Raw genomic sequence first — 26,915 nt, forward strand, 5'->3', positions numbered from 1 at the left:
GATGATTCAGGCTTTATTTGATACTGGACAGGTAAGATTGTTTTTGCTGACTCATCTGAATGATATCCCGATACAGTTGTTCTTCAAACTGCTCTAGTTGTGACCGAGCCTGAACGGTTTCTTCCTTATCATCGGGGAAGTAGTCCGTAACAAACTGAACGAACAGTACCTGAGGCCGACCTTTTTTATCCAGTCCATATCCCGCCATATTATAACTCCCATATAGAGAGCCGCTTTTGGCACTCAAATGGCCTCTGACAACTGAAGAACGCATACTTTTCCGGTATTTCAGCGTGCCGCTTTGTCCTGCAACCGGTAACAACTCGATCAAATGAAGAGATGCATCATGCTGCCAGATATAACGTAAAACATCAGCCATTTGATTGGCCGTCATCCGGTTATTGCGTGACAACCCGGAACCATCAACCAGTTGTGCACTTTTGATATCAATACCAGCTTTGGCATATAAAATCTGTTTTATTGCTGCTGTGCCGTTGGCAAAACTGCCCGCCTGAACAAAAAATTGATGACCCAGTGTTTTGGTCACATTATTGGCAATCAGGTTATCAGACTCTTTCAGCATGGTATCAAGTAACGCAACGAGTGGTTTCGATGTATGATGAGCCAAAACTTGTTGCAATGGTTTGGGGGGGCGTCCGACAATCACCTCTCCTGTGAGTGTGATCCCCAGTTGATTGAGAATTCTGTAAACAATACGTGTTGCATAAAGACTAGGGTTTTGGATCGCAAATTTTAAAGGGAGCGGTGAACTTCGCTGGACCAGACACCCTGACAGACGATAGTTATTTTCGGCATTACTATGTAGTTCAAGATCGCACAGCTGTTGTTTTTGCTCTTGTGATGAAATGGTTTTCACCTGAGTCGTTACATAAATGGGATATTGTTCAGGAATATAAACCCGAGTATTGCCATTCTTTTGTGTGTAAATTGAGCCGGGCACACAGTTTTCGTCTAACACGATGACACTTGACGGGGCGCTATAACACACTCCCAGAATATCCCACGGCCAGCCGACAGCTTTTTCATAGCCGCTAAATAACGAATTATCGAGCCACAAGTTGCCTTCAATTTTTTTTATACCTTGCTGTTTCAGCGTCACAAACATGTGTTTCAAATCATGGGTTGTGAGCTGAGGATCCCCACTAAAGTGAAGAACTAAATCATTATCTGCTCTGCCTAATAAGGTTTTGAAACGAAATTGATCGCCCAGTTCTAATTTAGCCGCCAGCGCAGTCATCAGTTTCATGGTGCTCGCGGGGGGATAGAATGACTGACTGCCGGTATCGACTTCTCGTAGGGACGTGTCCAGTTGTTCAACGATCAGCGCTGTTCTGCTGGTCGGTGGTAGCAGACGGGTATAAGGCGTCGCCTGAGCAGCGCACAATTCAGCGCTCAGAACAACACAGGTAATAATCAACAGCAGCGTCCGCAGCACAAAGTAATCCCATCTATAATTATGTCATATGACCAGTATAACCAGATAAAAAAACGCCCGCTAGCGCGGGCGTTTCAAGAATCTTGAATCTGGTTCAGATTAGAAGTCGTAGCGTAGACCTACAACCATATCATCTTCAGTACCATTATCACCAATTGCGCTACCGGCAAGGTTAACATCATCTTTATCAAGCATATTGATGTTGTAAGACACATAGCTGCGGAAGTTTGGCTGGAAGTAATAAGCAACTTCTAGAGCAAGATAATTAGCTACATCTTTATCTGTTTCACCATAGTTATATGTCGCAATCAGTTTAGTTTTATCGATGGTATAAGAAGCTGCAAGTTCATAACCGTCGTAGTTATCAGCACCGGCTGCATCGAAGTCGATGTGGCTGTACAATGCTGACAGGTACAGGTCATTCAGGGTATAAGCAACTGTGGCAACGATTTGATTGTCGTCGTTTTGTGCACCGTAACCTAAACCTAGATCAACACCGATATCTGCCAGTGCATAAGTTGCGGACAGGCCATAACCATCTTGATCATTATTATCAATAGTGTTAGTTGTGTCGTTCTCAACACGGTCAGCGAAACGATATTCAGCAAACACATTCAGATTATCAAATGAACCAGCATATTTTAATTGGTTATCGACACGATCAAGCACAGTCAGTTTTTTAACTGCGTTGTCACCGTGGTATGACATGATATCCGTAAAATCAGACAGCGGAGTCAGAACACCGTCTTGCTTACCATAAGTCACTAAACCGTATGTACCGCCCAGACCGGCATAGGTATAACGATCTTTAAAATCACCATTGCCATTGTCTACGGTATTCGTTGTGCCATCGGTTTTCGTTGTGCCATCTTCAGATGTAAACTGACCTTCGAAATAGCCTAATCCATACAGGTTATCATTGATTTCTTGTTTACCTAAGAAACCCAAACGAGCACGAGATTCGTCTGCTGCATCACCGTCTTTCAGAGAAAGAATGGCTTCGACACGTCCTTGCATCGTTAGGGATGTGCCGTCTTGGTTGTATAGTTCACCAGCGTTCACGCCAGTTGCCACTGCAGCACCTGCCACTGCAAGAGCGATCAGAGTTTTTTTCATCTTGTTAATCCTAAAATTTACTGTCCATAAACGTTGAAGAACATAATCGGTCTGACCTGTTAAGCGAGGTATCGGAGCGACTATCGTCCATCATCTGTAATGCGAATGCGCGCAACGCAACATAAATATAAAATTACGAAACATTGAACTTTTCGCCTTTTTCGTAGCCTAGTTGTACATGCAAAGATGGGGACGAAGTTAGTAAAATGATATAAATCGACATGGTGAACGATGTTTTATTGGATATAAATAAATGTCAAATTCATGTTTTAAAAGTATTTTGTTGTTATTTTTTAAAGTTCCGTGACTTGAGAAATTTAATCTATATTTACTTTTTTTTACGACTTTTGCTTCATATTTAGAATAATGTTTTGTGGCATGGATCAATTTTACACATGCGTAAGTCAGTGTTCAGGTTTGGCGGTGTCAAAGATTTCTAAATTGGGGTCTTGAATTTAGATGATTTCGCGACCAACTTTGTTTACACTGAGACAATCAATTTGAATGAAAAGCTACCTAATCCTTGGGATTGGGTAGTTTTGTTTTGTCCAAAGATAACTTTGGTTTCGAGGTATAAAATGGAAAAAGTTCCAATGACGGCTCGTGGCGAGCAACTCCTGCGTGAAGAGCTTGACCGACTCCTGAAATTAAGACCAAAGATTTCACAGGCGATTGCTGAAGCTCGTGAACTCGGAGATCTGAAGGAAAATGCAGAATATCATGCTGCCCGGGAAGAACAGGGAATCTGTGAAGCCCAAATTCGTGACATCGAGTATAAACTCTCCGTTGCTCAAGTGATTGATGTCACTAAGCTTGATAATTCCGGCAAAATTATTTTTGGTTCGACGGTGACTTTGGTCGATGTGGAAACCGATGAAGAAAAAAGCTACCAGATTGTCGGTGATGATGAAGCTGATATTAAAGCGGGACGTATTTCAGTGAGTTCTCCGATTGCCCGGGGACTGATTGGCAAAGTCGAAGGGGATGAAGTTACCATCGTCACTCCGGGTGGTGAAAAAACGTTCGATATCGATAAGGTTGAGTATAAATAAAAACGGTCATGATGATTGTTCGATACTTTGCTGATAGTAATAAAAAAGCCGCTTCAGCGGCTTTTCTTATTTTCTGGGAATTTCAATTCTTCGTTGTTCTGAAGGACGATATAACACCAGCACTTTGCCGATAGTTTGAATTTTTTCAGCACCGGTTTCTCGAATAATTGCATCAATAATCAGCTGCTTGGTTTCCCGATCTTCTGAGACAACTTTGACTTTGATTAACTCGTGATGACCAAGTGCAATTTCGATCTCTGCAAGCACGGCTTCTGTCAGGCCATTTGCGCCCATGAGAACGACGGGTTTCAAATGGTGGGCTAAGCCCTTTAAATGCTGTTTTTGTTTTGTGCTTAGGTTCATGATGCAGCCAATTTAATTTACTATATTAGGGTTGAAAACAACTATTTTAGCGCCATCTATGGAAGATGACCACATCTTCCGTCCTTTGTTTGTCTGGTGAAGTGATTTGTATTGGAACAGAAATGAGTAAAAATAAGCATTCTGCGAGCTCAGGCCGATGGCTGAAAGAGCATTTTGATGATAAATATGTAAATGATGCGAAGAAGAAAGGTTATCGTTCTCGTGCTATCTTCAAACTAGAAGAGATCCAAGGGAAAGATAAACTGCTCAAACTTGGCATGACAGTGGTTGATTTGGGTGCAGCTCCCGGTGGGTGGTCTCAATATGCCGCGAATATTGTCGGTGATTCGGGGCAGGTTATCGCGTGTGATATTTTGCCGATGGATTCGATTGCCGGGGTTGCCTTTCTTCAAGGTGACTTTCGGGAAGAAGCAATTTTAAATGCCTTACTCGATAGAATTTCTCCGAACCTTGTCGATATTGTGATGTCTGATATGGCGCCTAACATGGCTGGGAATTTATCCGTTGATCAGCCCAGGGCAATGTATTTGGTAGAATTGGCACTCGACATGTGTCGACAAGTGCTCGCTGGGAATGGTAGCTTTATTGTCAAAGTGTTTCAGGGAGAAGGCTTTGACCAATACGTGAAAGATGTCCGGTCACTGTTTAAAGTGGTGAAAATAAGAAAACCAGACTCATCGAGAGCACGCTCTCGGGAAGTCTATATTGTAGCAACTGGTTACAAAGGGTAACCATTTACGGGGCTCGGGCGCTGCCTATTCGGTAGCGACATACTATAATCTGTAGTACCCTACCTTTAATTACAACTAGTTATCGCGAGGCTTACACCTTGAGTGACATGGCAAAAAATTTAATATTATGGCTGGTTATCGCCGTTGTCTTAATGTCCGTATTTCAGAGCTTTGGCCCTGGAGATAATAGTGGCAGGGCGGTTGACTATACCACTTTCGTGAAAGAAGTCGGACAGGGTCAAATTCAGGAAGCTCAATTCAAAGATAGTGAGATTACGTTTACCCGCCGAGGCAGTAGTACTCATTATGTTACGTACATGCCTGTGTACGATCAGAAACTACTTGATGATCTGATTAATCAGAATGTAAAAGTTCAAGGGACGCCTCCTGAAGAACAAAGCTTACTGGGGACGATTTTCATCTCTTGGTTCCCGATGATTCTCTTGATCGGTGTCTGGATCTTCTTTATGCGACAGATGCAGGGCGGTGGTGGTAAAGGTGCCATGTCGTTCGGCAAGAGCAAAGCCCGCATGATGACTGAAGAGCAGATTAAAACAACATTCGGTGATGTTGCTGGTTGTGATGAAGCCAAAGAAGATGTGAAAGAGCTTGTCGACTATCTGCGTGATCCGAGCCGTTTCCAAAAACTGGGCGGAAAAATTCCAACCGGTGTTTTAATGGTTGGTCCTCCGGGTACCGGGAAAACGTTGTTAGCGAAGGCTATTGCCGGCGAAGCGAAAGTCCCGTTTTTTACCATTTCAGGTTCTGATTTTGTTGAAATGTTCGTCGGGGTTGGTGCTTCTCGGGTCAGAGACATGTTTGAGCAGGCTAAAAAGGCTTCTCCTTGTATCATATTCATCGATGAAATTGATGCTGTCGGGCGTCAGCGTGGTGCTGGTGTCGGTGGTGGACACGATGAACGCGAACAGACATTGAACCAAATGCTGGTTGAAATGGACGGTTTTGAAGGGCATGAAGGCATCATTGTTATTGCTGCAACCAACCGTCCGGATGTATTAGACCCTGCGTTATTACGTCCAGGTCGTTTTGACCGTCAGGTTGTGGTTGGATTGCCGGATATCCGTGGGCGTGAACAAATTCTGAAAGTTCACATGCGTAAAGTGCCGATTTCTAATGATGTCAATGCCTCACTGATTGCTCGCGGTACGCCTGGATTCTCAGGTGCAGACTTGGCCAACTTGGTCAATGAAGCCGCACTGTTTGCGGCTCGTGGGAATAAACGCAATGTCTCGATGGTTGAGTTTGAACTGGCGAAAGACAAAATTATGATGGGTGCTGAGCGACGTTCCATGGTGATGTCAGAAGAAATCAAAGCATCAACTGCGTATCATGAAGCAGGACACGCGATTGTCGGACGTTTGGTCCCAGAGCATGACCCTGTGTATAAAGTATCGATTATTCCGCGTGGTCGTGCTTTAGGTGTCACCATGTACTTACCGGAGCAAGATCGCATCAGTATGTCTCGGCAACACCTGGAATCAATGATTTCCAGCCTTTATGGTGGACGTCTGGCTGAAGAACTGATCTATGGGGTCGATAAAGTCTCAACCGGGGCGTCAAACGATATTGAGCGTGCGACAGATATTGCACGTAAAATGGTGACCCAGTGGGGGTTCTCAGAAAAATTAGGTCCGTTGTTATATACCGAAGATGAGGGAGAAGTCTTTCTCGGTCGGAGTATGACAAAAACGAAGCATATGTCTGATGATACGGCAAAACTGATCGATGATGAGATTCGGAAGATTATTGATCGAAACTATGAGAGAGCGAGAAAGATCCTGTTGGATAATATGGATATCATGCATTCGATGAAAGATGCTCTGATGAAGTATGAAACCATCGATGCTGGTCAGATTGATGATTTGTTGGAGCGAAAATCTGAAATCAGGGAGCCAGCCGGATGGAGTGATCGGGACTCAGGCGCTCAGGAAAAAGTGAAGTCTACTGAATCAGAAAATGATGCGAAGCCTGATGAAACTCAACATGAGGAACAACAGGACAAATCAGATAATGATGATCAAAGTGGACGAACTGAGTAAATCGTTTTGCCTCTGAAAAAAGCCCCGGTATTGTCGGGGCTTTTGCTATTATGGGAGTATTATGGATATTCGGACGTCCTATAAAACCTTAAGTTTAAGTTCTCCTCAGGTGATGGGGATTTTGAATACGACGCCTGATTCTTTTTCTGATGGCGGGCAGTTTGTTTCTCCGAAGAAAGCATTAGCGCATGCAGATACGATGATTCGGGCTGGTGCGACGATTATTGATGTCGGGGGGGAGTCAACTCGTCCCGGTGCTGCTGAAGTGACCGTTGAAGAAGAATTAAACCGGGTGATTCCTGTTGTCTGTGCTATTCGACAAAAGTACCCGGACATCTGGATTTCTGTTGATACAAGCAAAGCAGAAGTCATGCAACAGAGCATTGATGCGGGCGCGGATCTGATTAATGATATTCGTTCACTTCAGGAGCCGGGAGCATTAGCCGTTGTTGCAAAAGCGGATATTCCTGTTTGTTTAATGCATATGCAAGGACAACCAGGAACGATGCAGAAGCGTCCTGAATATCGTGATGTTATTCAGGAAGTCTACACGTTTTTAAAGGACAGAATTGCCGTATGCGAGAAGGCAGGCATACGACGAGAAAATATTATTCTTGATCCTGGTTTTGGGTTTGGTAAAACCCTTGAGCATAATTATCATTTATTAGCCAATCTAAACACCTTTCATCAGTTTGGCCTGCCCCTGTTGATTGGTCTATCCAGAAAATCAATGTTGCATAAGTTTCTGGACAAACGACCTGCGGACTGCATGGTCGCAAGTATTGTTTGTGCCGCGGTTGCTGCAATGCAAGGTGCACAGATCTTCCGGGTTCATGATGTTGATGAAACCGTTGAAGCGATGAAAATAATCAGTATGATTCAAGCAAATCAATCATAAAAAATAGGAGTATCGATGTCGAATCACAGGCGTTATTTTGGTACCGACGGGGTCAGGGGAAAGGTTGGTCAATTTCCTATTACCCCAGATTTTGTGATGAAGCTTGGATGGGCTGCCGGTCGGGTTTTATCGAAACAAGGAACCCGTAAAGTGATTATCGGTAAGGATACTCGCATCTCCGGCTATATGTTGGAATCAGCTCTGGAAGCTGGTTTGGCCGCGGCCGGGCTCGAAGCGACGTTAACGGGACCGATGCCCACACCCGCAGTTGCTTATCTGACACAAACCTTTCGTGCTGAAGCCGGAATCGTGATTTCTGCATCTCATAATCCATATGATGATAACGGGATCAAGTTTTTTTCCTCTGAGGGAACAAAGCTACCTGATGAGGTGGAGTTCGAGATTGAACAAGAGCTGGATAAGGTGATTGAGTGTGTTCCCTCTGCTGAGTTAGGAAAGGCTTCTCGTTTAACTGATGCAGCCGGACGTTATATTGAGTTTTGCAAAAGTACTTTTCCATCCAGATTAAGCTTGGCTGGGTTAAAAATTGTTGTCGATTGTGCTCATGGCGCAACTTATCATATTGCTCCGAGTGTTTTCAGAGAGTTAGGGGCTGATGTGGTTGCTATTGGCGTAAATCCAAATGGTTTAAACATCAATGAACAGGTCGGTGCGACCGATATTCGCGCGCTTCAGCATAAAGTACTGGAAGAAAAAGCAGATATTGGATTGGCCTTTGATGGCGACGGTGATCGCATCATTATGGTTGACGCATTGGGGCGTAAAGTCGATGGCGATCAAATTGCCTATATCATTGCTCGCTACCTGCTGCGCAAGGGAGAGCTGAAAGGTGGTGTAGTCGGGACGTTGATGACGAACCTCGGTATGGAGGTTGCGTTGAAACAACTGGGGATCCCCTTTGCCCGGGCTGCTGTTGGAGACCGGTATGTCATGGAAAAGCTGTTGGAAAAAAACTGGAAAATCGGTGCGGAGAATTCAGGGCATGTGATCTTACTGGATAAGATGACAACCGGAGATGCGATTGTGGCTGCGCTACAGGTTTTGACCGCGGTTGTGGATAGTGAGATGTCACTGGGTGAATTATCCAACGGCATGAAACTTTTCCCACAGATACTGGAAAATGTTCGCTTCAGTGGCGATTCTAATCCACTCGATGCTGAAGCTGTGAAACAGTGTGTTGAGGCCGTTGAAGGTGAATTAGGCGATAAAGGACGAGTGCTGTTAAGAAAATCAGGCACTGAACCGTTACTCCGCGTGATGGTTGAGGGTGAAGATGAAACACTCGTTCGGGAATCTGCATTAAAGATTGCTGACGTCGTGAAGTCAAACTGTTGAATGATCGCAAGGAACTGTTAAATGACGGTTCCTGTCATCTGAATTTATTCTCTCTGAATGATGAAAATACTGCAGTTGTCCCTTTTTTAACCGCTTAACCATGAATTTGAAAAAAAAGTAATTTATCCTCTTGCCAGTTTTCAATCCTTTCGTTAGTATTGCCCCCACTTCCGATACGGAGGTCGCTAGCCTAGTTCAAGTCGATAGATAAGAACGGCGCTGGCTCAACAATTTGGAACATAGGTGGATATGTTATGTTTACAGTCCTACTTGTGATTTACCTGTTGGCAGCGGTTGCTATCATCGGATTGGTGTTGATTCAACAAGGTAAAGGCGCAGATATGGGAGCCTCATTTGGGGCAGGTGCTTCAAATACAGTATTTGGTGCCGGTGGCTCTGGAAATTTCTTAACCCGAATGACTGCAATTTTTGCAATTGTATTCCTAATCGTTAGTCTGTTTTTAGGGAATTTATCAACACATAAAGCGAAATCGCAATGGGTTGATCCTGCTCAGGACAAAGCAGTCCAAGAGCAAACGAAGACTGATGATGGTGTTCCTGCTGACGACTCAAACGGCAGTGAAATACCACAGTAAAGAGAATTTGGCCGAGATGGTGAAATTGGTAGACACGCTAGCATGAGGTGCTAGTGCCTATGGTGTGAGGGTTCGAGTCCCTCTCTCGGCACCATTATTCTTTACAAACTTGTAAATGAAGATTGAGAGCGTATAATGCTCAGCAAGTCGGACGCGGGGTGGAGCAGTTTGGTAGCTCGTCGGGCTCATAACCCGAAGGTCGTCGGTTCAAATCCGGCCCCCGCAACCAATTATTGAATTGGTTGTTGCAGGTTTGATAGTGAGTGTTTATCTCACTATATGTTAAGACAAGGTCTTAACATTCAGGGTCCAGCATAGATAAAAACCCCGGCTATCGGGGTTTTTTGTTATCTGATTCTCGTGTATGAGCAGTAATCACTGTTAATACATCGAAGATTTGGTCTGTTTGCTTGGAATTGAAATTGGGCTCATAGCCCTTTTTTTGTTTCTGGAGTCGTTTAAATGACAGGGTTAGAAAAACAACTTTCTGAATTACTTGAAGCACCTGTTGTTGCTGCAGGTTATGAATTAGTCGGATTAGAATTTGTTCGTGCTGGAGCGCATTCAACGCTACGAATTTATATTGATCACGACAATGGTATTACTGTGGATGACTGTGCTGAGGTTAGTCGTCAGGTCAGTGCTGTGCTTGATGTAGAAGATCCTATTTCTGTGGCCTATAACCTTGAAGTTTCTTCACCTGGCGTAGACAGACCTTTATTTAAATCTGAACACTATGAGCAATTTATTGGTCACGAGGTCAATATTGTTTTGAAAATGGCTGTTGGAAACCGCCGCAAATGGAAAGGTATCATCCAATCGGTTGATGGTGAAACCATTGTGGTTACTGTTGATGAGCAAGAAGAACCATTCGCGCTCAGCAATATTTCAAAAGCTAATCTGATCCCTAAATTTTAAGTCTTAAAGAGGCTGGAAATAATGAGTAAAGAAATTTTAGCGGTAGTTGAGGCGGTTTCAAACGAGAAGGCTGTTCCTCGTGAACGTATTTTTGAAGCGCTTGAAACTGCTTTAGCAACCTCGACTAAGAAAAAATACGATATTGATATTGATGTTCGCGTTGAGATTGATAGAAAGACTGGAGAGTTTGAAACATTCCGTCGCTGGTTGGTTGTAGCAGAAGTTCTGAATCCAACCAAAGAGATTTCAATCGAAGCGGCTCAATTTGATGATGATTCAATCGAGTTGGATGATTTTATTGAAGATCAAATTGAATCGGTTAAGTTTGACCGGATCACCACTCAGACGGCAAAACAGGTTATTGTCCAGAAAGTTCGTGAAGCTGAACGGGCACAAATCGTTGAGCAGTTTATTGATAATGAAGGTGAACTTGTCACCGGTGCAGTAAAGAAAGTTACCCGAGATAGTATTATCCTTGATCTCGGTAATAACGCAGAAGCTGTAATTTTGCGTGAAGATCAACTTCCCCGAGAAAACTTCCGTCCTGGTGACCGCGTTCGTGGCTTACTTTATGCGGTTAGACCTGAAGCGCGTGGTTTCCAGCTCTTCATCACTCGTTCTAAGCCTGAAATGCTGGCTGAATTATTCCGTGTTGAAGTCCCTGAAATTGGTGAAGAACTAATTGAGCTGAAATGTGCATCTCGCGATCCGGGATCAAGAGCTAAAATCGCGGTGAAAACCAACGATAAACGCATTGACCCAGTCGGTGCATGTGTTGGGATGCGTGGTGCCCGAGTTCAGGCGGTTTCCGGTGAATTAGGTGGCGAGCGTATTGATATTGTGCTGTGGGACGATAACCCAGCTCAATTTGTAATTAATGCAATGGCACCAGCTGATGTTGCTTCTATCATCGTTGATGAGGATGCTCATTCGATGGACATTGCTGTTGAAGCCGACAATCTAGCTCAAGCGATTGGCCGTAGTGGGCAGAATGTTCGTTTGGCCTCTCAGTTGACTGGCTGGGAACTCAATGTGATGACAGTAGAAGATCTTCAGAAGAAGCATCAGGAAGAATCAACTGAGTCCATTGAGTTGTTCATGAAGCATCTGGCTATTGAGCAGGACTTTGCCGAATTGTTGGTTGAAGAAGGCTTCTCTACATTAGAAGAAGTTGCCTATGTGCCGGTGAATGAGTTGCTTGAGGTTGACGGGTTGGATGAAGACCTTGTTGAAGAATTGCGTACTCGTGCAAAAGATGCACTGACAACTCTTGCTTTGGCCAGAGAAGAGTCACTGGATGGAGGTGAGCCAGCTGAGGACCTGTTAAATCTATCTGGTCTTGAGCGTGAAATGGCTTACAAACTGGCAGCTAAAGGAGTGATAACTCTTGAAGATTTGGCTGATCAGGGAATTGATGATCTTGAAGGTATAGAAGAACTGACAGAAGAACGCGCTGGAGAATTAATTATGGCTGCGCGTAATATTTGTTGGTTTGGCGAAGACGCGTAATTTTCAGCAAGGGGAGAAAGCGGCATGACAGAACTTACAGTTAAAGCACTGAGTGAAGAGATTGGTACACCAGTTGACCGCTTATTAGAGCAACTTGCTGACGCAGGAATGACAAAAACGAGATCGGATAGTGTTTCTGAAGATGAAAAACAGAAACTGTTAACTTTCCTTCGTCAAGAGCACGGTGGCAGCTCTTCAAAGGACGAACCGACTCGTTTAACATTACAGCGAAAAACCCGCAGCACACTCAGTGTGAATGCGGGAGGCGGTAAAAGTAAGAATGTTCAGGTTGAAGTGCGCAAAAAACGAACGTATGTTAAGCGTAGTACAGTCGAAGATGAAGCGAAACGTGAGGCAGAAGAAGCAGCCCAGCGTGAAGCTGAAGAGAAAGCTAAGTTAGAAGTAGAAGCTGAAAAAGCAAAATTAGAAGCTCAAGCGAAGCGTGAAGCTGAAGAAAAAGCGAAACGGGAAGCTGAAGAGCAGATGAAGCGTGAAGCCGAAGAAAAAGCGAAGCGTGAAGAGAAAAACAGTCAGAAAGTTGAACTTTCTGATGAAGAAAAATCCAAGCAAGAGGCAGCGCGTCAAGAAGCCGAAGCACTGAAGCGTCGTCAGGAAGAAGAATTGAGACGTAAAGCTGAAGAGGAAAGTCAGCGTCAGCTCGAAAAAGCGCGTGAATTGGCTGAAAAGAATCAAGAGCGTTGGTCTGCTGCAGAAGAGAAGAAAGGTGCTATGGAAGACGAAAATACTGATTACCATCTAACTACTTCCCGTTATGCCCAAGAGGCAGAAGACGAAGCAGACCGTCGAGATGAAGGTAGTCGTCGTGCAAAAGCGAAGAAAAAAGCTTCTGCTCGCGATGAACAACGCCAAGAACGCGACATGCGTCCTCGCGGTGGAAAAGGTGGACGTAACTCGAGTCGAGGTCGGGGAAAACCGTCTTCAATGCGGCAAGGTTTTGATAAGAATGCAACTGTTGCAAAATCTGATGTTGTCATCGGTGAAACAATCATTGTTTCCGAGCTGGCTCAGAAAATGTCAGTAAAAGGCACCGAAATCATCAAAGTTATGATGAAAATGGGTGCTATGGCAACGATTAACCAAGTGATTGATCAGGAAACTGCACAGCTTGTTGCCGAAGAAATGGGTCACAAAGTGATTCTCCGTAAAGAAAATGAACTGGAAGAAGCGGTTCTTTCTGATCGTGATAGTACTTCTGAAGCCGTTCCTCGTGCACCAGTGGTTACCATCATGGGACACGTTGACCACGGCAAAACTTCAACACTGGATTATATTCGTCGTACACACGTTGCATCTGGTGAAGCCGGTGGTATTACCCAGCATATCGGTGCTTATCATGTTGAAACTGACAATGGCATGATCACTTTCCTTGATACCCCGGGACACGCGGCATTTACGGCAATGCGTGCTCGTGGTGCTCAAGCAACGGATATCGTGGTGTTGGTTGTTGCGGCTGATGATGGTGTTATGCCTCAAACAATAGAAGCAATTCAGCACTCAAAAGCAGCGAAAGTTCCGTTAATTGTTGCAGTGAACAAGATTGATAAAGAAGGTGCCAATCCGGACAATGTGAAAAATGAACTGGCACAATATGACATCATTCCTGAAGAATGGGGTGGTGAGAATATTTTCGTTCATATTTCTGCCAAGCAGGGAACGAACGTAGAGTCTTTGTTAGAAGCGATTCTTCTTCAAGCCGAGGTTCTGGAACTGACTGCTGTTGCTGACGGCATGGGAACTGGTGTTGTTGTCGAGTCTCGACTGGATAAAGGCCGTGGCCCTGTCGCAACGATTTTGGTTCAGTCAGGTACAGTGCGTAAAGGCGATATTCTGCTTTGTGGTCAGGAGTATGGCCGAGTCAGAGCAATGCGCAACGAAGTCGGTGATGAAGTGCTGGAAGCTGGCCCATCAATTCCGGTCGAAGTTCTCGGTCTTTCTGGTGTGCCTGCTGCGGGTGATGAAGCGACTGTTGTGCGTGATGAACGTAAAGCGCGTGAAGTTGCGAACTACCGTCAGGGTAAATTCCGTGAAGTTAAACTGGCTCGTCAGCAGAAAGCTAAACTAGAGAATATGTTCTCTAATATGACCGCTGGTGAAGTTGCTGAATTGAATATCGTGCTGAAAGCTGATGTTCAAGGATCGGTTGAAGCGATTACAGATGCACTGATTAAACTTTCAACGGATGAAGTGAAAGTCAACATTGTTGGCTCCGGTGTGGGTGGTATTACAGAAACTGACGCAACATTGGCTGCGGCATCGAATGCTATTGTACTGGGCTTTAACGTCCGTGCAGATGGTTCCGCCCGTCGAACCATCGAAACAGAGAACCTTGATCTGCGCTATTACTCCATCATTTATCAATTGATTGATGAAGTGAAACAGGCGATGAGCGGTATGTTGGCTCCTGAATTTAAACAGGAGATTATCGGTCTGGCAGAAGTCCGTGATGTATTCCGTTCTCCGAAACTGGGTGCTATCGCTGGCTGTATGGTTACTGAAGGACTGATCAAACGGAATAATCCTATTCGCGTGCTGCGTGATAACGTGGTCATTTATGAAGGTGAACTGGAATCACTCCGTCGCTTTAAAGATGATGTTGCAGAAGTGAAAAATGGTTATGAATGTGGTATTGGTGTGAAAAACTACAACGATGTCCGTGTTGGTGACCAGATCGAAGTTTTTGAAATAATTGAAATTAAACGTTCAATCGATTAATCGACATTGATGGTTAAGTGATATACCACACAATCGGTTGTTGAATGTATCGTTGGTTGTTGAATACACCATGGGGGGTTGGCTAGACCATCCCCCCATTCTTTCTATGAGAAAGTTAAAATATGGCAAATTTTAGTCGTACGCAGCGCGTTTCTCAGCAGCTGCAAAAAGAGCTGGCAATGATATTGCAGCGTGAAATCAGAGATTCTCGCCTCGGTATGGTGACAATTTCTGAGGTGAAAGTTTCCCGGGACTTGGCTTATGCCAAAGTGTATGTTTCCTTCTTATGTGTTGGAGAACAGACACCAGAGAGTTGCCTGAAAGCGTTGAAAGAGCATGAATCTCATATTCGTATGATGTTAGGTAAGCGGATTCGTCTGCGTCTGACACCTGAAGTCCGTTTTGTTTATGATGATACTTTGGTTGAGGGGAGACGGATGTCGAGTCTGGTTAACCAAGCTGTTGATGAAGACAAACGGAAGAGGGATGAATCAGGTTCGGATGAGGAGGCGTAATGGCTCGTCGTCGGAAAGGTCGTCCGGTTGATGGCATCATTTTACTGGATAAACCTACGGGGATTTCATCCAATGATGCACTCCAGAAAGTGAAGCGTATTTTCTTTGCCGAGAAAGCCGGGCATACCGGTGCATTAGATCCTCTAGCGACGGGGATGCTACCGATTTGTCTGGGGGAAGCGACCAAGTTTTCCCAATTTCTCCTCGATTCAGACAAGAAGTATCGAGTGATTGCAAAACTGGGTGTGCGTACCAATACGTCGGATTCAGATGGCGAGATTGTTGAGACTCGGCCTGTTCAAGTTTCTGAATCGTTATTGGTGCAATCTATCGAGAAATTTAAAGGCGAAACCGCTCAGATTCCTTCGATGTTTTCAGCATTAAAGTATCAAGGTCGCCCTTTATATGAGTATGCTCGGGAAGGCATTGAAGTTCCCAGAGAGTCACGTCAGATCTCGGTCTATTCCATCGAACTGATCCGTCATGAAGCAGATGAAGTCGAGATGGAAATTCATTGTTCCAAAGGAACTTATATCCGTACTATCGTTGATGATCTTGGTGAAATGTTAGGCTGCGGTGCTCATGTGATATATTTACGTCGTACGGCTGTTGCACAATATCCGGCTGAGCGAATGGTCACTATCGAGGCGCTTGAACATATCCTTGAAGCCGCGCGTGAACAAGATGTCGCCCCAAGAATTTTACTTGATCCGCTCCTGTTACCGATGGATTCAGCTGTTCAGTCATTACCTGAAGTGAATTTAATTCCTGATTTGGCAGAAATGGTCCAGAAAGGGCAGGCTGTGCAAGTTTTTGGTATACCAGCGAGTGGTACGGTGCGTATGACGGTTGGTGAAGAACAACACTTTATTGGTGTTGGTGAAATTGATGATGACGGAAAAATAGCCCCGAAACGATTAGTCGTTTTTCGTGAATGAAAGATGGGTTATTTTCCCAATGATTCACTATTGCGGGGATAGGGAATATTCTCTATAATCCCCGCTCCTCGTGTCGGCTGAATCAGAGATTGGCTGACACAAACTAAAACTCTAACTCTTAGGAGAAAATTATGTCTCTGAATGCAGAAACTAAAGCAGCAATCGTTGCTGATTACGCGCGTGGCGAAGGTGACACTGGTTCACCAGAAGTTCAAGTTGCTCTATTGACAGCTTCAATCAACCACCTTCAAGGTCACTTCAAAGAACACAAAGGCGATCACCATAGCCGTCGTGGTCTTTTACGCATGGTTTCTCGTCGTCGTAAGCTTTTGGACTACCTGAAAGGTAAAAGTCTGGATCGTTACCATGACCTTATCCAACGTCTTGGCTTACGTCGTTAAGATTGGATTTGTACAAAAAAGGGGCGAAAGCCCCTTTTTTAATGGCTAAATTTAGCCAAAGGACGCTTGAGTAGTTTATACTAGCGACCGTTGAAGTCAGTCAATTGATTTCAATATACAGACTCAAAGCATGACAGTCACCGAAGTCGGCCAAAAGGTCGCGACTATTCAAAGGAGATTGGCATGTCAGTACCCTTTTACTAGTCGCGATTTGTGATGCCTTGAGTATTGATAACCCATTTCTAGGATAACCTAGGCAAAGGAATAATAATGTTTGAAAAACCAGTTGTGAAAACGTTTCAATACGGCAATCACACCGTCACGATTGAAACTGGCGTGATTGCACGTCAGGCAACATCAGCAGTTATGGTCACCATGGATGATACATCTGTATTCATTTCTGTGGTTGGAAAAAAAGAAGCGGTAGAAGGTCAAGACTTCTTCCCGCTTACAGTTAACTATCAGGAACGGACTTATGCTGCCGGTAAGATTCCTGGCGGATTCTTTAAACGTGAAGGTCGTCCTTCTGAAGGTGAAACACTGACTGCTCGCCTGATCGACCGTCCGATCCGCCCTCTGTTCCCTGATGGTTTTACCAATGAAGTTCAGATTATTGCCACCGTTATGGCTGTAAACCCTGATGTTCAGCCTGATATCCCAAGCTTGATCGGTACTTCTGCCGCGTTGGCGATTTCTGGGATCCCATTTAATGGCCCGATTGGTGCGGCTCGTGTGGGTCACATTGATGGACAGCTCGTTTTGAACCCAAGTGCGAAAGAGCTGGGTGAATCTCGTCTGGATCTCGTGGTTGCTGGGACAGAAAATGCTGTACTGATGGTTGAATCTGAAGCCGATATCCTTTCTGAAGAAGAGATGCTTTCAGCGGTCGTATTCGGTCATGAACAGCAACAGGCTGTGATTCAAGCCATCAATGAATTTGCTGCTGAAGTTGCGGCACCTGCATGGTCATGGAGCGCTCCTGAAGTTAATACCAGCCTGAAAGCATTAATTGCTGAACATGCGGAAGCCCGGTTTGCTGAAGCATATCAGATCACTGAGAAAATGGCGCGTTACGAGCAAGTGAGTCAGATTAAATCTGATGTCATCGCAACCTTACTCGAGCAAGATGACGCTTTGGATGTAAATGAACTCCGTAACATGCTGAGTTCATTAGAAAAGAAAGTCGTGCGTAGTCGCATTCTGTCTGGTGCACCACGTATCGACGGTCGTGAAAAAGATATGGTTCGGGCACTGGATGTTCGTACGGGTGTTCTGCCTCGCGTCCATGGCTCATCGTTATTTACCCGTGGTGAAACACAAGCTGTCGTGACTGCTACGCTGGGCACTCAGCGTGATGCGCAAATTATCGATGAACTAATCGGTGAGCGAAAAGAGCACTTCCTGTTCCACTATAACTTCCCTCCTTACTGTGTTGGTGAAACAGGTTTCGTCGGTTCACCGAAGCGTCGTGAAATTGGCCATGGTCGTTTGGCGAAGCGTGGTATTCAGGCGGTTATGCCATCGATTGATGAATTCCCTTATACCATCCGTGTCGTCTCTGAAATTACCGAATCAAACGGTTCTTCTTCAATGGCTTCCGTATGTGGTTCATCGCTGGCATTGATGGATGCTGGTGTACCAATTAAGGCCTCTGTCGCTGGGATTGCGATGGGACTCGTCAAAGAAGATGATGATTTTGTGGTTCTGTCTGACATCTTGGGTGATGAAGATCATCTTGGTGATATGGACTTTAAAGTTGCCGGTACATCCAATGGTGTGACTGCACTGCAAATGGATATCAAAATCGAAGGGATCACCAAAGAAATCATGCAGATCGCTTTGAATCAGGCAAAAGGTGCTCGTTTACATATTCTGTCTGTGATGGATAAAGCGATTCACAGTGCGCGTGATGACATTTCTCAGTTTGCGCCACGTATCCATACGATGAAAATCAGTTCTGATAAGATCAAAGATGTTATCGGTAAAGGCGGCGCTGTCATTCGTGCATTGACAGAAGAAACCGGAACCACAATTGAAATCGAAGATGATGGCACGATCAAGATCGCTGCGACAGAAGGCGAAGCTGCTAAACATGCGATTCGTCGTATCGAAGAGTTGACGGCTGAAGTTGAAGTTGGTCGGATCTACACTGGTAAAGTCACTCGTATCGTTGACTTTGGTGCATTCGTTGCCGTCCTTGGTGCTAAAGAAGGTTTGGTTCATATCTCTCAAATCGCAGATCAGCGTGTCGAGAAAGTGACGGATTACCTGAAAGAAGGTCAAGAAGTTCAGGTGAAAGTGCTGGAAATTGATCGCCAGAACCGTATCCGTTTGAGTATGAAAGAAGCAGCTGCAAAACCAGCGGCTGAAGACGCACCACAACAAGATCAATCTGACGCAGAATAGAAACGCACCTCTGGATTCGATATATCCATTGGGTTGCTTTTTTATTGCTAAGCATGATGTTATAAAGGGAGCTGTTTTGCTCCCTTTTTTTATGCCCGCGTTGAGGAGAATAATTTTGGCGAAGTGGTTTCTTACGATATTGACAGGACTCGGCTTACTTTTGAGTGCTGGGTGCTCATCGTTTGTGCATCAGCAAGAGTCAGAGTGGCTTTATGCCCCGATGGCCCGGCCATTACAACCGACGATTCAACAAGAAGTAAAAATCTTGCGTTTGAGCCAACTGCTACAGCAAAAAGAACTCACCGATGAAATTCGGGCCAAAGTTTTTTATGAACGTGGTAATAGCTACGATATGCTGGGTTTAAAAAATCTGGCGCGTTTGGACTTCGAACAATCTTTGCGCTTTTATCCATCTCAGCCAGAAGTGTTTAACATGCTTGGCGTTTATTACACAGAAATCAACGATTTCGATTCAGCTTATGAGTCATTTGATTCTGCATTAGAGCTGGCACCGAAGAGTGTGTATGCAGGCAGAAATCTTGCGATTGCGTTGTATTACGGTGGCCGCTCCCGTTTGGCCCGAGATGAAATCGAACAGGTGATACAGCAAAATTCAGCGGATCCTTTTAGTGCCTTATGGCGATATATGATCGTGAGTGAGATGGATGCTGAAACGGCTCGGAAAGAATTGATGCAAAGTTATCACTCCCGCCAGTCTGAGCAAAATAACGCTTGGGGATGGTCTTTGGTTGCCATGATGTTAGGGGAAGCCGATGATTCGGTGGTTTTCAAACAGCTCTTGCAAGAGACCAGTGATAATACGGTGCTCGCTCGTCGCTTAACGGAAGCTTATTTTTATCTCGGAAAGCGTTATGAGATGCAAGCACATTATGCTGAGGCCATCGCCTTATACAAACTCGCAATCTCAATGAATGTTTACGAATATATTGAACATCGCTATGCTTTTTTAGAACTGGAACGGATATACCATACGATTAAGGACGATCATTCATCGTAACATTGATATTTTCTTAATTGAAATCATCACCTCAGGGGCTGAATTGATCGTCCCGAGGTTTGGTTTGTGGTGAACAGCCTGCATTGATTTTTGCAGGCTGTTTGTATTTCAGGTTTAGGTTGAATCTATGCAGCAGTCTATTTATTCACAGTATTTTCGCTATACCGTTCCAACCGTTGCGGCAATGTTGGTCAATGGCTTATATCAGCTCATTGATGGTATTTTCATTGGTCAGTATCTTGGTGTTGATGGATTAGCCGGCATTAATATCTCTTGGTCCATGATTGCTGTACTGGTTGGTATTGGTTTGATGGTGGGGGTCGGGACTGGTGCGATTACCTCCATTTATAAAGGGCAGAAGAATTTATCCGCAGCCCGGCAGACGATCAGTACCGGGCTGATCTTGTTGATCTTGTTATCGCTATTGTTGTCTTTGGGACTGCGGTTCTTTATGGCGGATATTCTGGCTTGGCAAACACAAGATCCGAATGTCTTTCATCTAGCGATGCAGTATATGCAAGTGGTGGTGTTTACCTCTTGCTTTACCCTCTCTGCGACGGCATTACCATTTCTGATGAGAAACGATGACAGCCCGGCATTTGCGACGTATTTGATGATTATCGGTGGGGGGCTGAATATTGTTTTTGATTATCTGTTTATTGTGGTCTGGGATATGGCATTGCAGGGGGCAGCGATTGCGACCGCAATATCGCAGGCTGTGGTCACCATTATCGGACTCAGTTACTTCTTTTCTCCTGCGGCATCTTTACGTTTAAGACGCGCTGATCTGCTGTTTTTCCGGTGGCAGGATATTCGTCAGGTTGTTTTGGTCGGCCTTTCAAGCTTTTTCATGTATTTCTATTGGAGCGTGATGGTTGCTTTGCATAACAGTCAGTTTGCAGTCTACGGTGGGACGACTGCTTTGGGGGCATACACCATTCTTGGCTATGTGGTGACGTTCTATTATTTGACGGTTGAAGGGTTTGCGAATGGGATGCAACCGTTAGTGAGTTTTAACTACGGCGCCAATCAGTTAGCGAATATCAAAAAACTGTTGTTGATGGCGATGGGTTTATCTGTGACGTTTGGGCTGATTGTTACTACGATTATGAATCTTTATCCGCATGAGATTATTGCTATTTTTAGTCGTAATCACTCGGAATTGAGCGATTTCGCCACCACAGGGATACATTTGCACTTGATTGCACTGTGTTTGGATGGCTTCATTGTGGTTGCATCTTCATTTTATCAATCGATTCACCGGGGTAAAAAAGCGGTGAGTATTTCACTGGGTAACATTTTCATTCAGCCCCCATTTCTATTTTTGCTGCCGTTGGGATGGGGGCTGACCGGCGTATGGCTGGCATTTCCGATCTCGAATATTGTCTTGTCGTTAGTGGTTTCAGCGATCTTGTATAAAGATATCAGGCGGTTATTTCATTCAGCCGCCTGATAGGGTTGGTTGTGGTTTTGTCATGGCTGTGCAGTGGCGCCATTCACTGGGTATTTGAGGTCACGTTCTCTAGTCCCGCGACGCGGTGCCAGTAACCATTACATTGGTGGTTGTCTAACGGATAGGACTGCGCCGCAGTCTCATTACCGCGGAATGCTTGTATGGTTGTCAGGGTTTCCGCGTTTGTGGGGCTGAGACGAACGACATCAACGCTATCGGTCATACCGGGGAGTTCGTTAATCAAGTTATAGCAGTAGCCTGACTGTGTCTGAATCCCGTTCAGGTTGAAGACTTCTTGTCCTTCCTGACTTTGGACGCGGATACCATCGGGATAATGGATACAACATGTTTTACATTCATCTTTCGGGCGGTTTTCAGCCCGGGCCGTGAAACAGCGGGCGGAGTAGGCGAGCGGGAGATAACCATAGCCGAATATTTCAACTTCAAATGCGTGACGAATCCCCAACGTTTCACATTGTTGCAGCACTTGTTGCAGCCACGAGTGGGACAGCTCGACAGGCATACACCACCGGATCATGCCTTGGCGAAGAAAATATTTCAGGGTATGCGCGTTGTAACAGTTGATCGCCGGTCCGACAACAAATGGTACCCGCTGTTCGTTGGCGAGATGAACGGCTGAAACATCGTTGGCTTCAATAATAAAATCACCGTTATCAATGTATTTTTTCATCACGGTTAGCTCACTCCGTGACTCAAGCAGCGCCATGGTTGACAGAACAACCTGTTTACCGCTCCGGGCGATTTCCTGTGCGATTGCCAGCCAGTCGTGTGCTTTTAACTCCCGACGCTTGGAACAAACGGTTTCTCCCAGATAAATGATATCAGCGCTGGATGTCTGCGCTTGCTGATAGAATTGTTCAACCTCTGTTCTGGGCCAGAAATAGAGTAATGGGCCTAATGCATATTTCATCTGTGAACTCCCTTTATTGCCACTTTCTGTGATAGGCACCGAGTGTTGTCTGAGTGCCTTCGGAAACGTTGGCAAGAGTTCGGTTCCATGTTTCATCGACCTGATAACTTTGCGGGGCAGACAAATAATGGTCAATCGCTGCCCGCCATGTCTTGGTGACTTGCTCCACATAGGCAGGACTGCGCTGGCGGCCCTCAATTTTGACTGAGGCGACATTCGCAGCGAAGAGCGCCGGTAAGAGCGATAGTGTATTGAGACTCGTGGGTTCTTCCAAGGCGTGATAACACTGCTGTTGGCCGTTCAACGCAGTGACAAAGCGGCCCTTACATAAAGTCGGATAGCCAGCATTCTCCCCGGGTTTGTATTGATCAATCAGAATGTTATTCAGTCGGGTTTCCATTCCATCTGGTGTTTCTTGCCAGCGGACAAACTTTGCGGGTGAACAGGCACCGACAGTATTGGGCGATTCTCCCGTCATATATGAAGAGAGATAGCAGCGACCTTCCGACATAATACAGAGACTCCCAAAAGCAAACACTTCCAAGTCAATCTCCTCATCAATGGATTGAGAGAGTTGTTTGACTTGATGAATCGATAGCACCCGGGGGAGAACAACCCGTTTGATGTGGAAGTTTTGGTGATAAAACGCAATGGCTGCGCTATTGGTAGCGGAAGCCTGAACGGAAAGATGAATTTCCTGATGCGGATAGCGATTAGAGATGTACTCCAGCAGCGCAATATCGGCAACAATCAACGCATCGACGCCCAGATCAACGGCTTTATCTGCGGCTTCCGTCCAGCGGCTAAACCGATCTGGATGGGCAAATGTGTTGAGAGCGATATGAATTTTTTTGTGATGTTCATGAACGAACCGAACAGCACTTTCCAGTTTTTTTCCTGAGAAATTTAAGCCGGCAAAATGGCGGGCATTGGTGTCGTCTTTAAAACCGATATACACCGCATCGGCACCATTGGTGATTGCCGTCTTTAGGGCAGGAAGGTTTCCCGCAGGACAAAGCAGTTCCATAGTAACTTAATTTCATTGGTGGCTCTTGAAGTGTTTGTATTGTATGGAAACGTGCGACAGAATGAATTGATGTGAGGCAGGTTTGACCTTGATTTCTCGTGATTTATGAAGCGGAGTGGCGACGGTTTTGGGCGAATAAAGCTTCGACTTCCTGCTTGGGTTGCGGACGATGGAAATGAAACCCTTGGATAGAATGACAGTGAAGATTGGCAAGTAAAATGGCTTGTTGCTGAGTCTCCACACCTTCTGCCACGACCTTTAACTGTAAAGATTGGCCGAGATTGATAATGTTTTCGATGACGGTCAACTGTTTGGGTAATTGATCAATCTCCGTAATAAATGCTCGGTCAATTTTGAGCTCATCAATCGGAAAGCGGGCGAGATAAGAGAGAGATGAGTAACCTGTGCCGAAATCATCAATCGATAGGGTAAAGCCAAGTTTCTTGATGGCATTCAACATTTGCACGGTGTGTTCACTGTTACTCATGACCGCACTTTCGGTCAGCTCGAAAGTAATACAGCTCGGATCAAGCTGCGTCGAGCGCAGAAGTTTTTCCATGAAATCGATCAGTTTCGGGTTACCAAACTGCTCCGGAGACAGATTGATCGCGACAGGGCCGGGGAGGATCCCTTGCTGTTTCCAACGCTTAACCGTCGTAAAGACCTCCCGCATTACTGCCCGGCCCAAATGCTCGATTAACCCAGCTTTTTCTGCGACGGGAATAAATGTGCCGGGGCTGATATACCCTTCGACCGGATGTTTCCATCGCACCAATGCTTCTGCACCGTTGATACTAAAATCTCTCGCACCGACTTTCGGTTGATACCAGACTTCCAGACCACTATTTTGCAGCGCTTTTTGCAGTTCGATCTCCAGCCATAACCGGGTTCTTGCTTCTTTATTCATCTGCGAACTGAAGCGAATCATCCGGTTACGTCCTCTTGCTTTGGCTTCATACATCGCGGTATCGGCATTTTGCAGTAAGATTCGGGCATCGCTGCCATCACCGGGGTAAGTCACACTGCCAATAGAGCAAGCAAGCCTTTTCGTAAAATAGTTCAAATCAAAAGGTTGATTGACCAACGCAATAATCCGTTCTGACAGCATTTCTGCGGAACGGGGTTCCGGCTCTGGCAAGAGTAAACCAAACTCGTCAGCGCCCAAATGACCTAAAATTGCATTTTGAGGGAGTAGCCGTTTGAGTCGGGCTGCAACCTCTCGGATCACTTTATCACCGATATGATGCCCCAGAGAGTCATTGATGTTTTTAAAGTTATCAATGTCGAGGTAGAGCATCACCAACGGGATGTTATCGGCAATGAACATATCGAGTCGTTTGGTAAAACCCGATCGGTTATACAAGCCGGTCAACGGGTCAATGTGGACATCAATCGATGGGTGATGTAATAATTCAGGCGTCTTTTTTTCTTGAGGTTGGATGAGAACAAAAAATGCCTGACTACCAAAAACCTTGGTGGTTTCAATCCGAAGTGTCACCGGCTGTCCTTCACCGTAGGCTTGCGTCGTATGACAAGAGATAGGATGTTGAATGGCCGGGGAGGGATTGAGAATAAAAGGTCTTTGCGTTGATGTCTGAATAAAAATCTCCGAGAGCTGCTCTCCGTAAAGCTCATCAGCAGTATTCAGTCCCAGCGAATGAGCCGCCGCAGGATTGCAGGAAATGACGGTGTTTTCTTCAACAATGAGTACCGATTCTTTCAACATATAAACTAAAGTGGAAAATTTTTTTTCTGACTCCTCAATGGTATCGAGTAACATCTGCTTTTCTGAAACATCGACTGCCTGAAAGATGATTCTTGGGGGATGACTATCGAATTGCAGTCGCGAGATGGATATCAGTAATGTTGTCGCGAGCTGCATGTTGTTGAGCGTCAGCTCGGTTTCAATGGTTTCTCCGTCAAACGCGCGATGATAATAGGGACGAATCGCTTGATAGAACGATTCCCCAAAGACAGCCGGATCATTGGAGCCGATGAGTTGCTCGCTTGTGAGGCCTGATATTTCACAATAGCGTTCATTTACCATCGTATAGTTGTGCTGGGCATCGAGAATGGCAAAAAAGAAAGGGCTGTGTGACGTTAGCTGTTTAAACCAGCGTTGAAATTCTTGTGAAATCATGCCAACTATTCATTGCTTCGACACCAAATTGGTACTCAGCATTTATCAATCGATACAGAGTACGCCACTATAACCGTCTTTGTAACATTAGTGAAGCGCATGACGGTCTTGGATTTTTTGATTCACAACAGCAATTCAAGTTCAATCTTTCAGTATGATAACACCATTCATATCAACTTAATGGATAACGAGTGTGTTAAACAAGATTCAGTTCTACATGGTGCAAAATGCCGCTTCATTGTTGAAAAAACCTGCCCGCTTTTTGCCAAATTTTGTGCAAAACAAAATTTTGTTAGAGGCTTTGAATGCCATTTTTAAAGAGGCGCTGGCGGAAGGAGAGTTTGAATTCCTTGAGCGTCAGTGTTTGAAAGTTGAGGTAAAAGATTTAGGGCTCTCTTGGCACCTCACCTGCCGTAAAGCGCAGTTGGTCATCGCTGACCCCGCGGTTGAACCGGATGCTTGTTTTAGTGGCTCTCTGAATGATTTTGTGCTGATTGCAGGACGAAAAGAAGATCCGGACACCCTCTTTTTTCAGCGACGGCTTTCGATTGAAGGAGATACTGAGCTGGGACTTGAAGTGAAGAATATGATGGATAGTGTGGATCTGGATACATTTCCGGCACCAATTAAATATTCTTTGAATCAGCTCTCTGATTTTGTGTATAAAGGTATGCAGTCAGAACACTCAAATCATAGAGGAATGGTGAATGCTCATTCGCACTGAAGCACCCGCAGATATTTTACCCATTGATCAGTTACTACGTTCATCGCTGAAGAGCGAGGAAACCGCTGATCTGGTCATGGCTTACCGGGAAAGTAGTCGTATCACATTGTCTCTGGTGGCCTGTGATGATGAAGGACAGATTTTGGGATATATTCTGTTCACACCGATTGCTCATGATGGCCAGTTTCATAACTGGCAGCATCTGCGTTGGTTGCTTGCTGACCCACAAGCTCAGGACGATATTAAGCAACAGTTAGTGAGCGAAGGGCTGAATTCGCTGTATGAGTTTGGTTACCCTGTATGTTCGGTGTTTGGCGTCTATGAAGACTATCAGTCACTGAGCTTTCAGCCGGGGAAAAATTTTGGCTTCAATGCTGTGCATTCTTTGTCACCACCGAATCAATTACTCATTTGTGAAATGGTTCAGGGGGCGGTGGATGAAATCGGTGAGCATCAGATTGATTTTGACCCCTCACTCCTTTGAGTCTTCTCCGGCTTCTGCTTCAAAGGGAAATTTGTTAGTATACCGCCTTCTTTTATTGGTTCATCGGGC

At 45.1% G+C, this 26,915-nt stretch carries 23 protein-coding genes and 2 tRNA genes; 19 read left to right on the plus strand and 6 right to left on the minus strand.

The genetic code is table 11. The annotated features are described in order from the left end of the window. Positions 1 to 13 precede the first annotated feature (13 nt). Both dacB and OCU60_RS02960 read right to left on the minus strand, forming a co-directional pair. Entirely contained in the window at positions 14 to 1,456 is a 1,443-nt protein-coding gene (gene dacB, locus OCU60_RS02955; RefSeq protein ID WP_074372802.1) for a serine-type D-Ala-D-Ala carboxypeptidase, read from the minus strand. Between the two features lie 99 nt (positions 1,457 to 1,555). Then, positions 1,556 to 2,572, minus strand: coding sequence for a porin (locus tag OCU60_RS02960; protein WP_074372803.1), 1,017 nt, complete (start codon positions 2,570 to 2,572; stop codon positions 1,556 to 1,558). Positions 2,573 to 3,150: 578 nt separating this feature from the next. Here OCU60_RS02960 and greA point away from each other — a divergent pair. Next, a complete protein-coding gene (gene greA / locus OCU60_RS02965; RefSeq protein ID WP_074372804.1) occupies positions 3,151 to 3,624 on the plus strand; it encodes a transcription elongation factor GreA in 474 nt (157 codons plus the stop codon). A 66-nt stretch (positions 3,625 to 3,690) separates the two neighbouring features. Here greA and yhbY read toward each other — a convergent pair whose 3' ends face one another. Further along, positions 3,691 to 3,987 (minus strand): ribosome assembly RNA-binding protein YhbY, encoded by a 297-nt coding sequence (yhbY, locus tag OCU60_RS02970; protein WP_074372805.1) that lies wholly within the window; start codon positions 3,985 to 3,987, stop codon positions 3,691 to 3,693. Positions 3,988 to 4,109: 122 nt separating this feature from the next. Here yhbY and rlmE point away from each other — a divergent pair, with 122 nt between their 5' ends. The 16 genes from rlmE to OCU60_RS03050 all read left to right on the plus strand — a co-directional run bounded on the left by rlmE (position 4,110) and on the right by OCU60_RS03050 (position 21,540). Continuing rightward, complete coding sequence (gene rlmE / locus OCU60_RS02975) at positions 4,110 to 4,739, plus strand: 23S rRNA (uridine(2552)-2'-O)-methyltransferase RlmE (protein ID WP_074372895.1); 630 nt, start codon at positions 4,110 to 4,112, stop codon at positions 4,737 to 4,739. A 98-nt stretch (positions 4,740 to 4,837) separates the two neighbouring features. Next, positions 4,838 to 6,799 (plus strand): ATP-dependent zinc metalloprotease FtsH, encoded by a 1,962-nt coding sequence (gene ftsH / locus OCU60_RS02980; RefSeq protein WP_074372806.1) that lies wholly within the window; start codon positions 4,838 to 4,840, stop codon positions 6,797 to 6,799. A 61-nt stretch (positions 6,800 to 6,860) separates the two neighbouring features. Beyond that, positions 6,861 to 7,697, plus strand: a complete 837-nt coding sequence (gene folP / locus OCU60_RS02985; protein WP_074372807.1) for a dihydropteroate synthase — start codon at positions 6,861 to 6,863, stop codon at positions 7,695 to 7,697. A 15-nt stretch (positions 7,698 to 7,712) separates the two neighbouring features. Next, entirely contained in the window at positions 7,713 to 9,053 is a 1,341-nt protein-coding gene (glmM, locus tag OCU60_RS02990; protein WP_074372808.1) for a phosphoglucosamine mutase, read from the plus strand. A gap of 254 nt (positions 9,054 to 9,307) precedes the next feature. Then, the gene (secG, locus tag OCU60_RS02995; RefSeq protein ID WP_074372809.1) at positions 9,308 to 9,649 is read left to right on the plus strand and encodes a preprotein translocase subunit SecG; all 342 of its coding nucleotides are present in this window, start codon (positions 9,308 to 9,310) and stop codon (positions 9,647 to 9,649) included. Positions 9,650 to 9,659: 10 nt separating this feature from the next. Beyond that, a tRNA-Leu gene (locus tag OCU60_RS03000) sits at positions 9,660 to 9,743 on the plus strand. Between the two features lie 58 nt (positions 9,744 to 9,801). Next, positions 9,802 to 9,878, plus strand: a tRNA-Met gene (locus OCU60_RS03005). A 233-nt stretch (positions 9,879 to 10,111) separates the two neighbouring features. Continuing rightward, the gene (gene rimP, locus OCU60_RS03010; protein WP_074372810.1) at positions 10,112 to 10,567 is read left to right on the plus strand and encodes a ribosome maturation factor RimP; all 456 of its coding nucleotides are present in this window, start codon (positions 10,112 to 10,114) and stop codon (positions 10,565 to 10,567) included. 21 nt (positions 10,568 to 10,588) lie between these two features. Next, complete coding sequence (nusA, locus tag OCU60_RS03015) at positions 10,589 to 12,076, plus strand: transcription termination factor NusA (protein ID WP_074372811.1); 1,488 nt, start codon at positions 10,589 to 10,591, stop codon at positions 12,074 to 12,076. 24 nt (positions 12,077 to 12,100) lie between these two features. Further along, the gene (gene infB / locus OCU60_RS03020) at positions 12,101 to 14,809 is read left to right on the plus strand and encodes a translation initiation factor IF-2 (protein ID WP_074372812.1); all 2,709 of its coding nucleotides are present in this window, start codon (positions 12,101 to 12,103) and stop codon (positions 14,807 to 14,809) included. A gap of 122 nt (positions 14,810 to 14,931) precedes the next feature. Next, a complete protein-coding gene (gene rbfA / locus OCU60_RS03025) occupies positions 14,932 to 15,324 on the plus strand; it encodes a 30S ribosome-binding factor RbfA (protein ID WP_074372813.1) in 393 nt (130 codons plus the stop codon). Next, positions 15,324 to 16,262: a tRNA pseudouridine(55) synthase TruB gene (gene truB, locus OCU60_RS03030; protein WP_074372814.1), complete on the plus strand. Its 939-nt coding sequence runs from the start codon at positions 15,324 to 15,326 to the stop codon at positions 16,260 to 16,262. The genes rbfA and truB overlap by 1 nt, the downstream gene beginning before the upstream one ends. Positions 16,263 to 16,393: 131 nt before the next feature. Then, positions 16,394 to 16,663, plus strand: coding sequence for a 30S ribosomal protein S15 (gene rpsO, locus OCU60_RS03035; protein WP_027694233.1), 270 nt, complete (start codon positions 16,394 to 16,396; stop codon positions 16,661 to 16,663). A gap of 270 nt (positions 16,664 to 16,933) precedes the next feature. Next, complete coding sequence (pnp, locus tag OCU60_RS03040) at positions 16,934 to 19,069, plus strand: polyribonucleotide nucleotidyltransferase (RefSeq protein WP_074372815.1); 2,136 nt, start codon at positions 16,934 to 16,936, stop codon at positions 19,067 to 19,069. 115 nt (positions 19,070 to 19,184) lie between these two features. After that, positions 19,185 to 20,087 (plus strand): lipoprotein NlpI, encoded by a 903-nt coding sequence (gene nlpI, locus OCU60_RS03045; protein ID WP_228448973.1) that lies wholly within the window; start codon positions 19,185 to 19,187, stop codon positions 20,085 to 20,087. Between the two features lie 127 nt (positions 20,088 to 20,214). Next, positions 20,215 to 21,540 (plus strand): MATE family efflux transporter, encoded by a 1,326-nt coding sequence (locus tag OCU60_RS03050; protein ID WP_074372817.1) that lies wholly within the window; start codon positions 20,215 to 20,217, stop codon positions 21,538 to 21,540. A gap of 43 nt (positions 21,541 to 21,583) precedes the next feature. On the opposite strand, the gene OCU60_RS03055 is transcribed toward OCU60_RS03050, so the two are convergent. The 3 genes from OCU60_RS03055 to OCU60_RS03065 all read right to left on the minus strand — a co-directional run bounded on the left by OCU60_RS03055 (position 21,584) and on the right by OCU60_RS03065 (position 25,638). Continuing rightward, positions 21,584 to 22,471: a U32 family peptidase gene (locus tag OCU60_RS03055; protein ID WP_074372818.1), complete on the minus strand. Its 888-nt coding sequence runs from the start codon at positions 22,469 to 22,471 to the stop codon at positions 21,584 to 21,586. A gap of 13 nt (positions 22,472 to 22,484) precedes the next feature. Continuing rightward, a complete protein-coding gene (gene ubiU / locus OCU60_RS03060; protein WP_074372819.1) occupies positions 22,485 to 23,498 on the minus strand; it encodes a ubiquinone anaerobic biosynthesis protein UbiU in 1,014 nt (337 codons plus the stop codon). Between the two features lie 103 nt (positions 23,499 to 23,601). Next, complete coding sequence (locus OCU60_RS03065; protein WP_074372820.1) at positions 23,602 to 25,638, minus strand: sensor domain-containing protein; 2,037 nt, start codon at positions 25,636 to 25,638, stop codon at positions 23,602 to 23,604. A gap of 193 nt (positions 25,639 to 25,831) precedes the next feature. Between OCU60_RS03065 and ubiT the strand changes: the two genes are divergently transcribed. Continuing rightward, entirely contained in the window at positions 25,832 to 26,362 is a 531-nt protein-coding gene (ubiT, locus tag OCU60_RS03070; protein ID WP_074372821.1) for a ubiquinone anaerobic biosynthesis accessory factor UbiT, read from the plus strand. Next, positions 26,346 to 26,846: a GNAT family N-acetyltransferase gene (locus tag OCU60_RS03075; RefSeq protein ID WP_074372822.1), complete on the plus strand. Its 501-nt coding sequence runs from the start codon at positions 26,346 to 26,348 to the stop codon at positions 26,844 to 26,846. The genes ubiT and OCU60_RS03075 overlap by 17 nt, the downstream gene beginning before the upstream one ends. Positions 26,847 to 26,915 lie beyond the last annotated feature (69 nt).

The organism is Vibrio spartinae, from assembly GCF_024347135.1.
Classification (GTDB): Bacteria; Pseudomonadota; Gammaproteobacteria; order Enterobacterales; family Vibrionaceae; genus Vibrio; species Vibrio spartinae.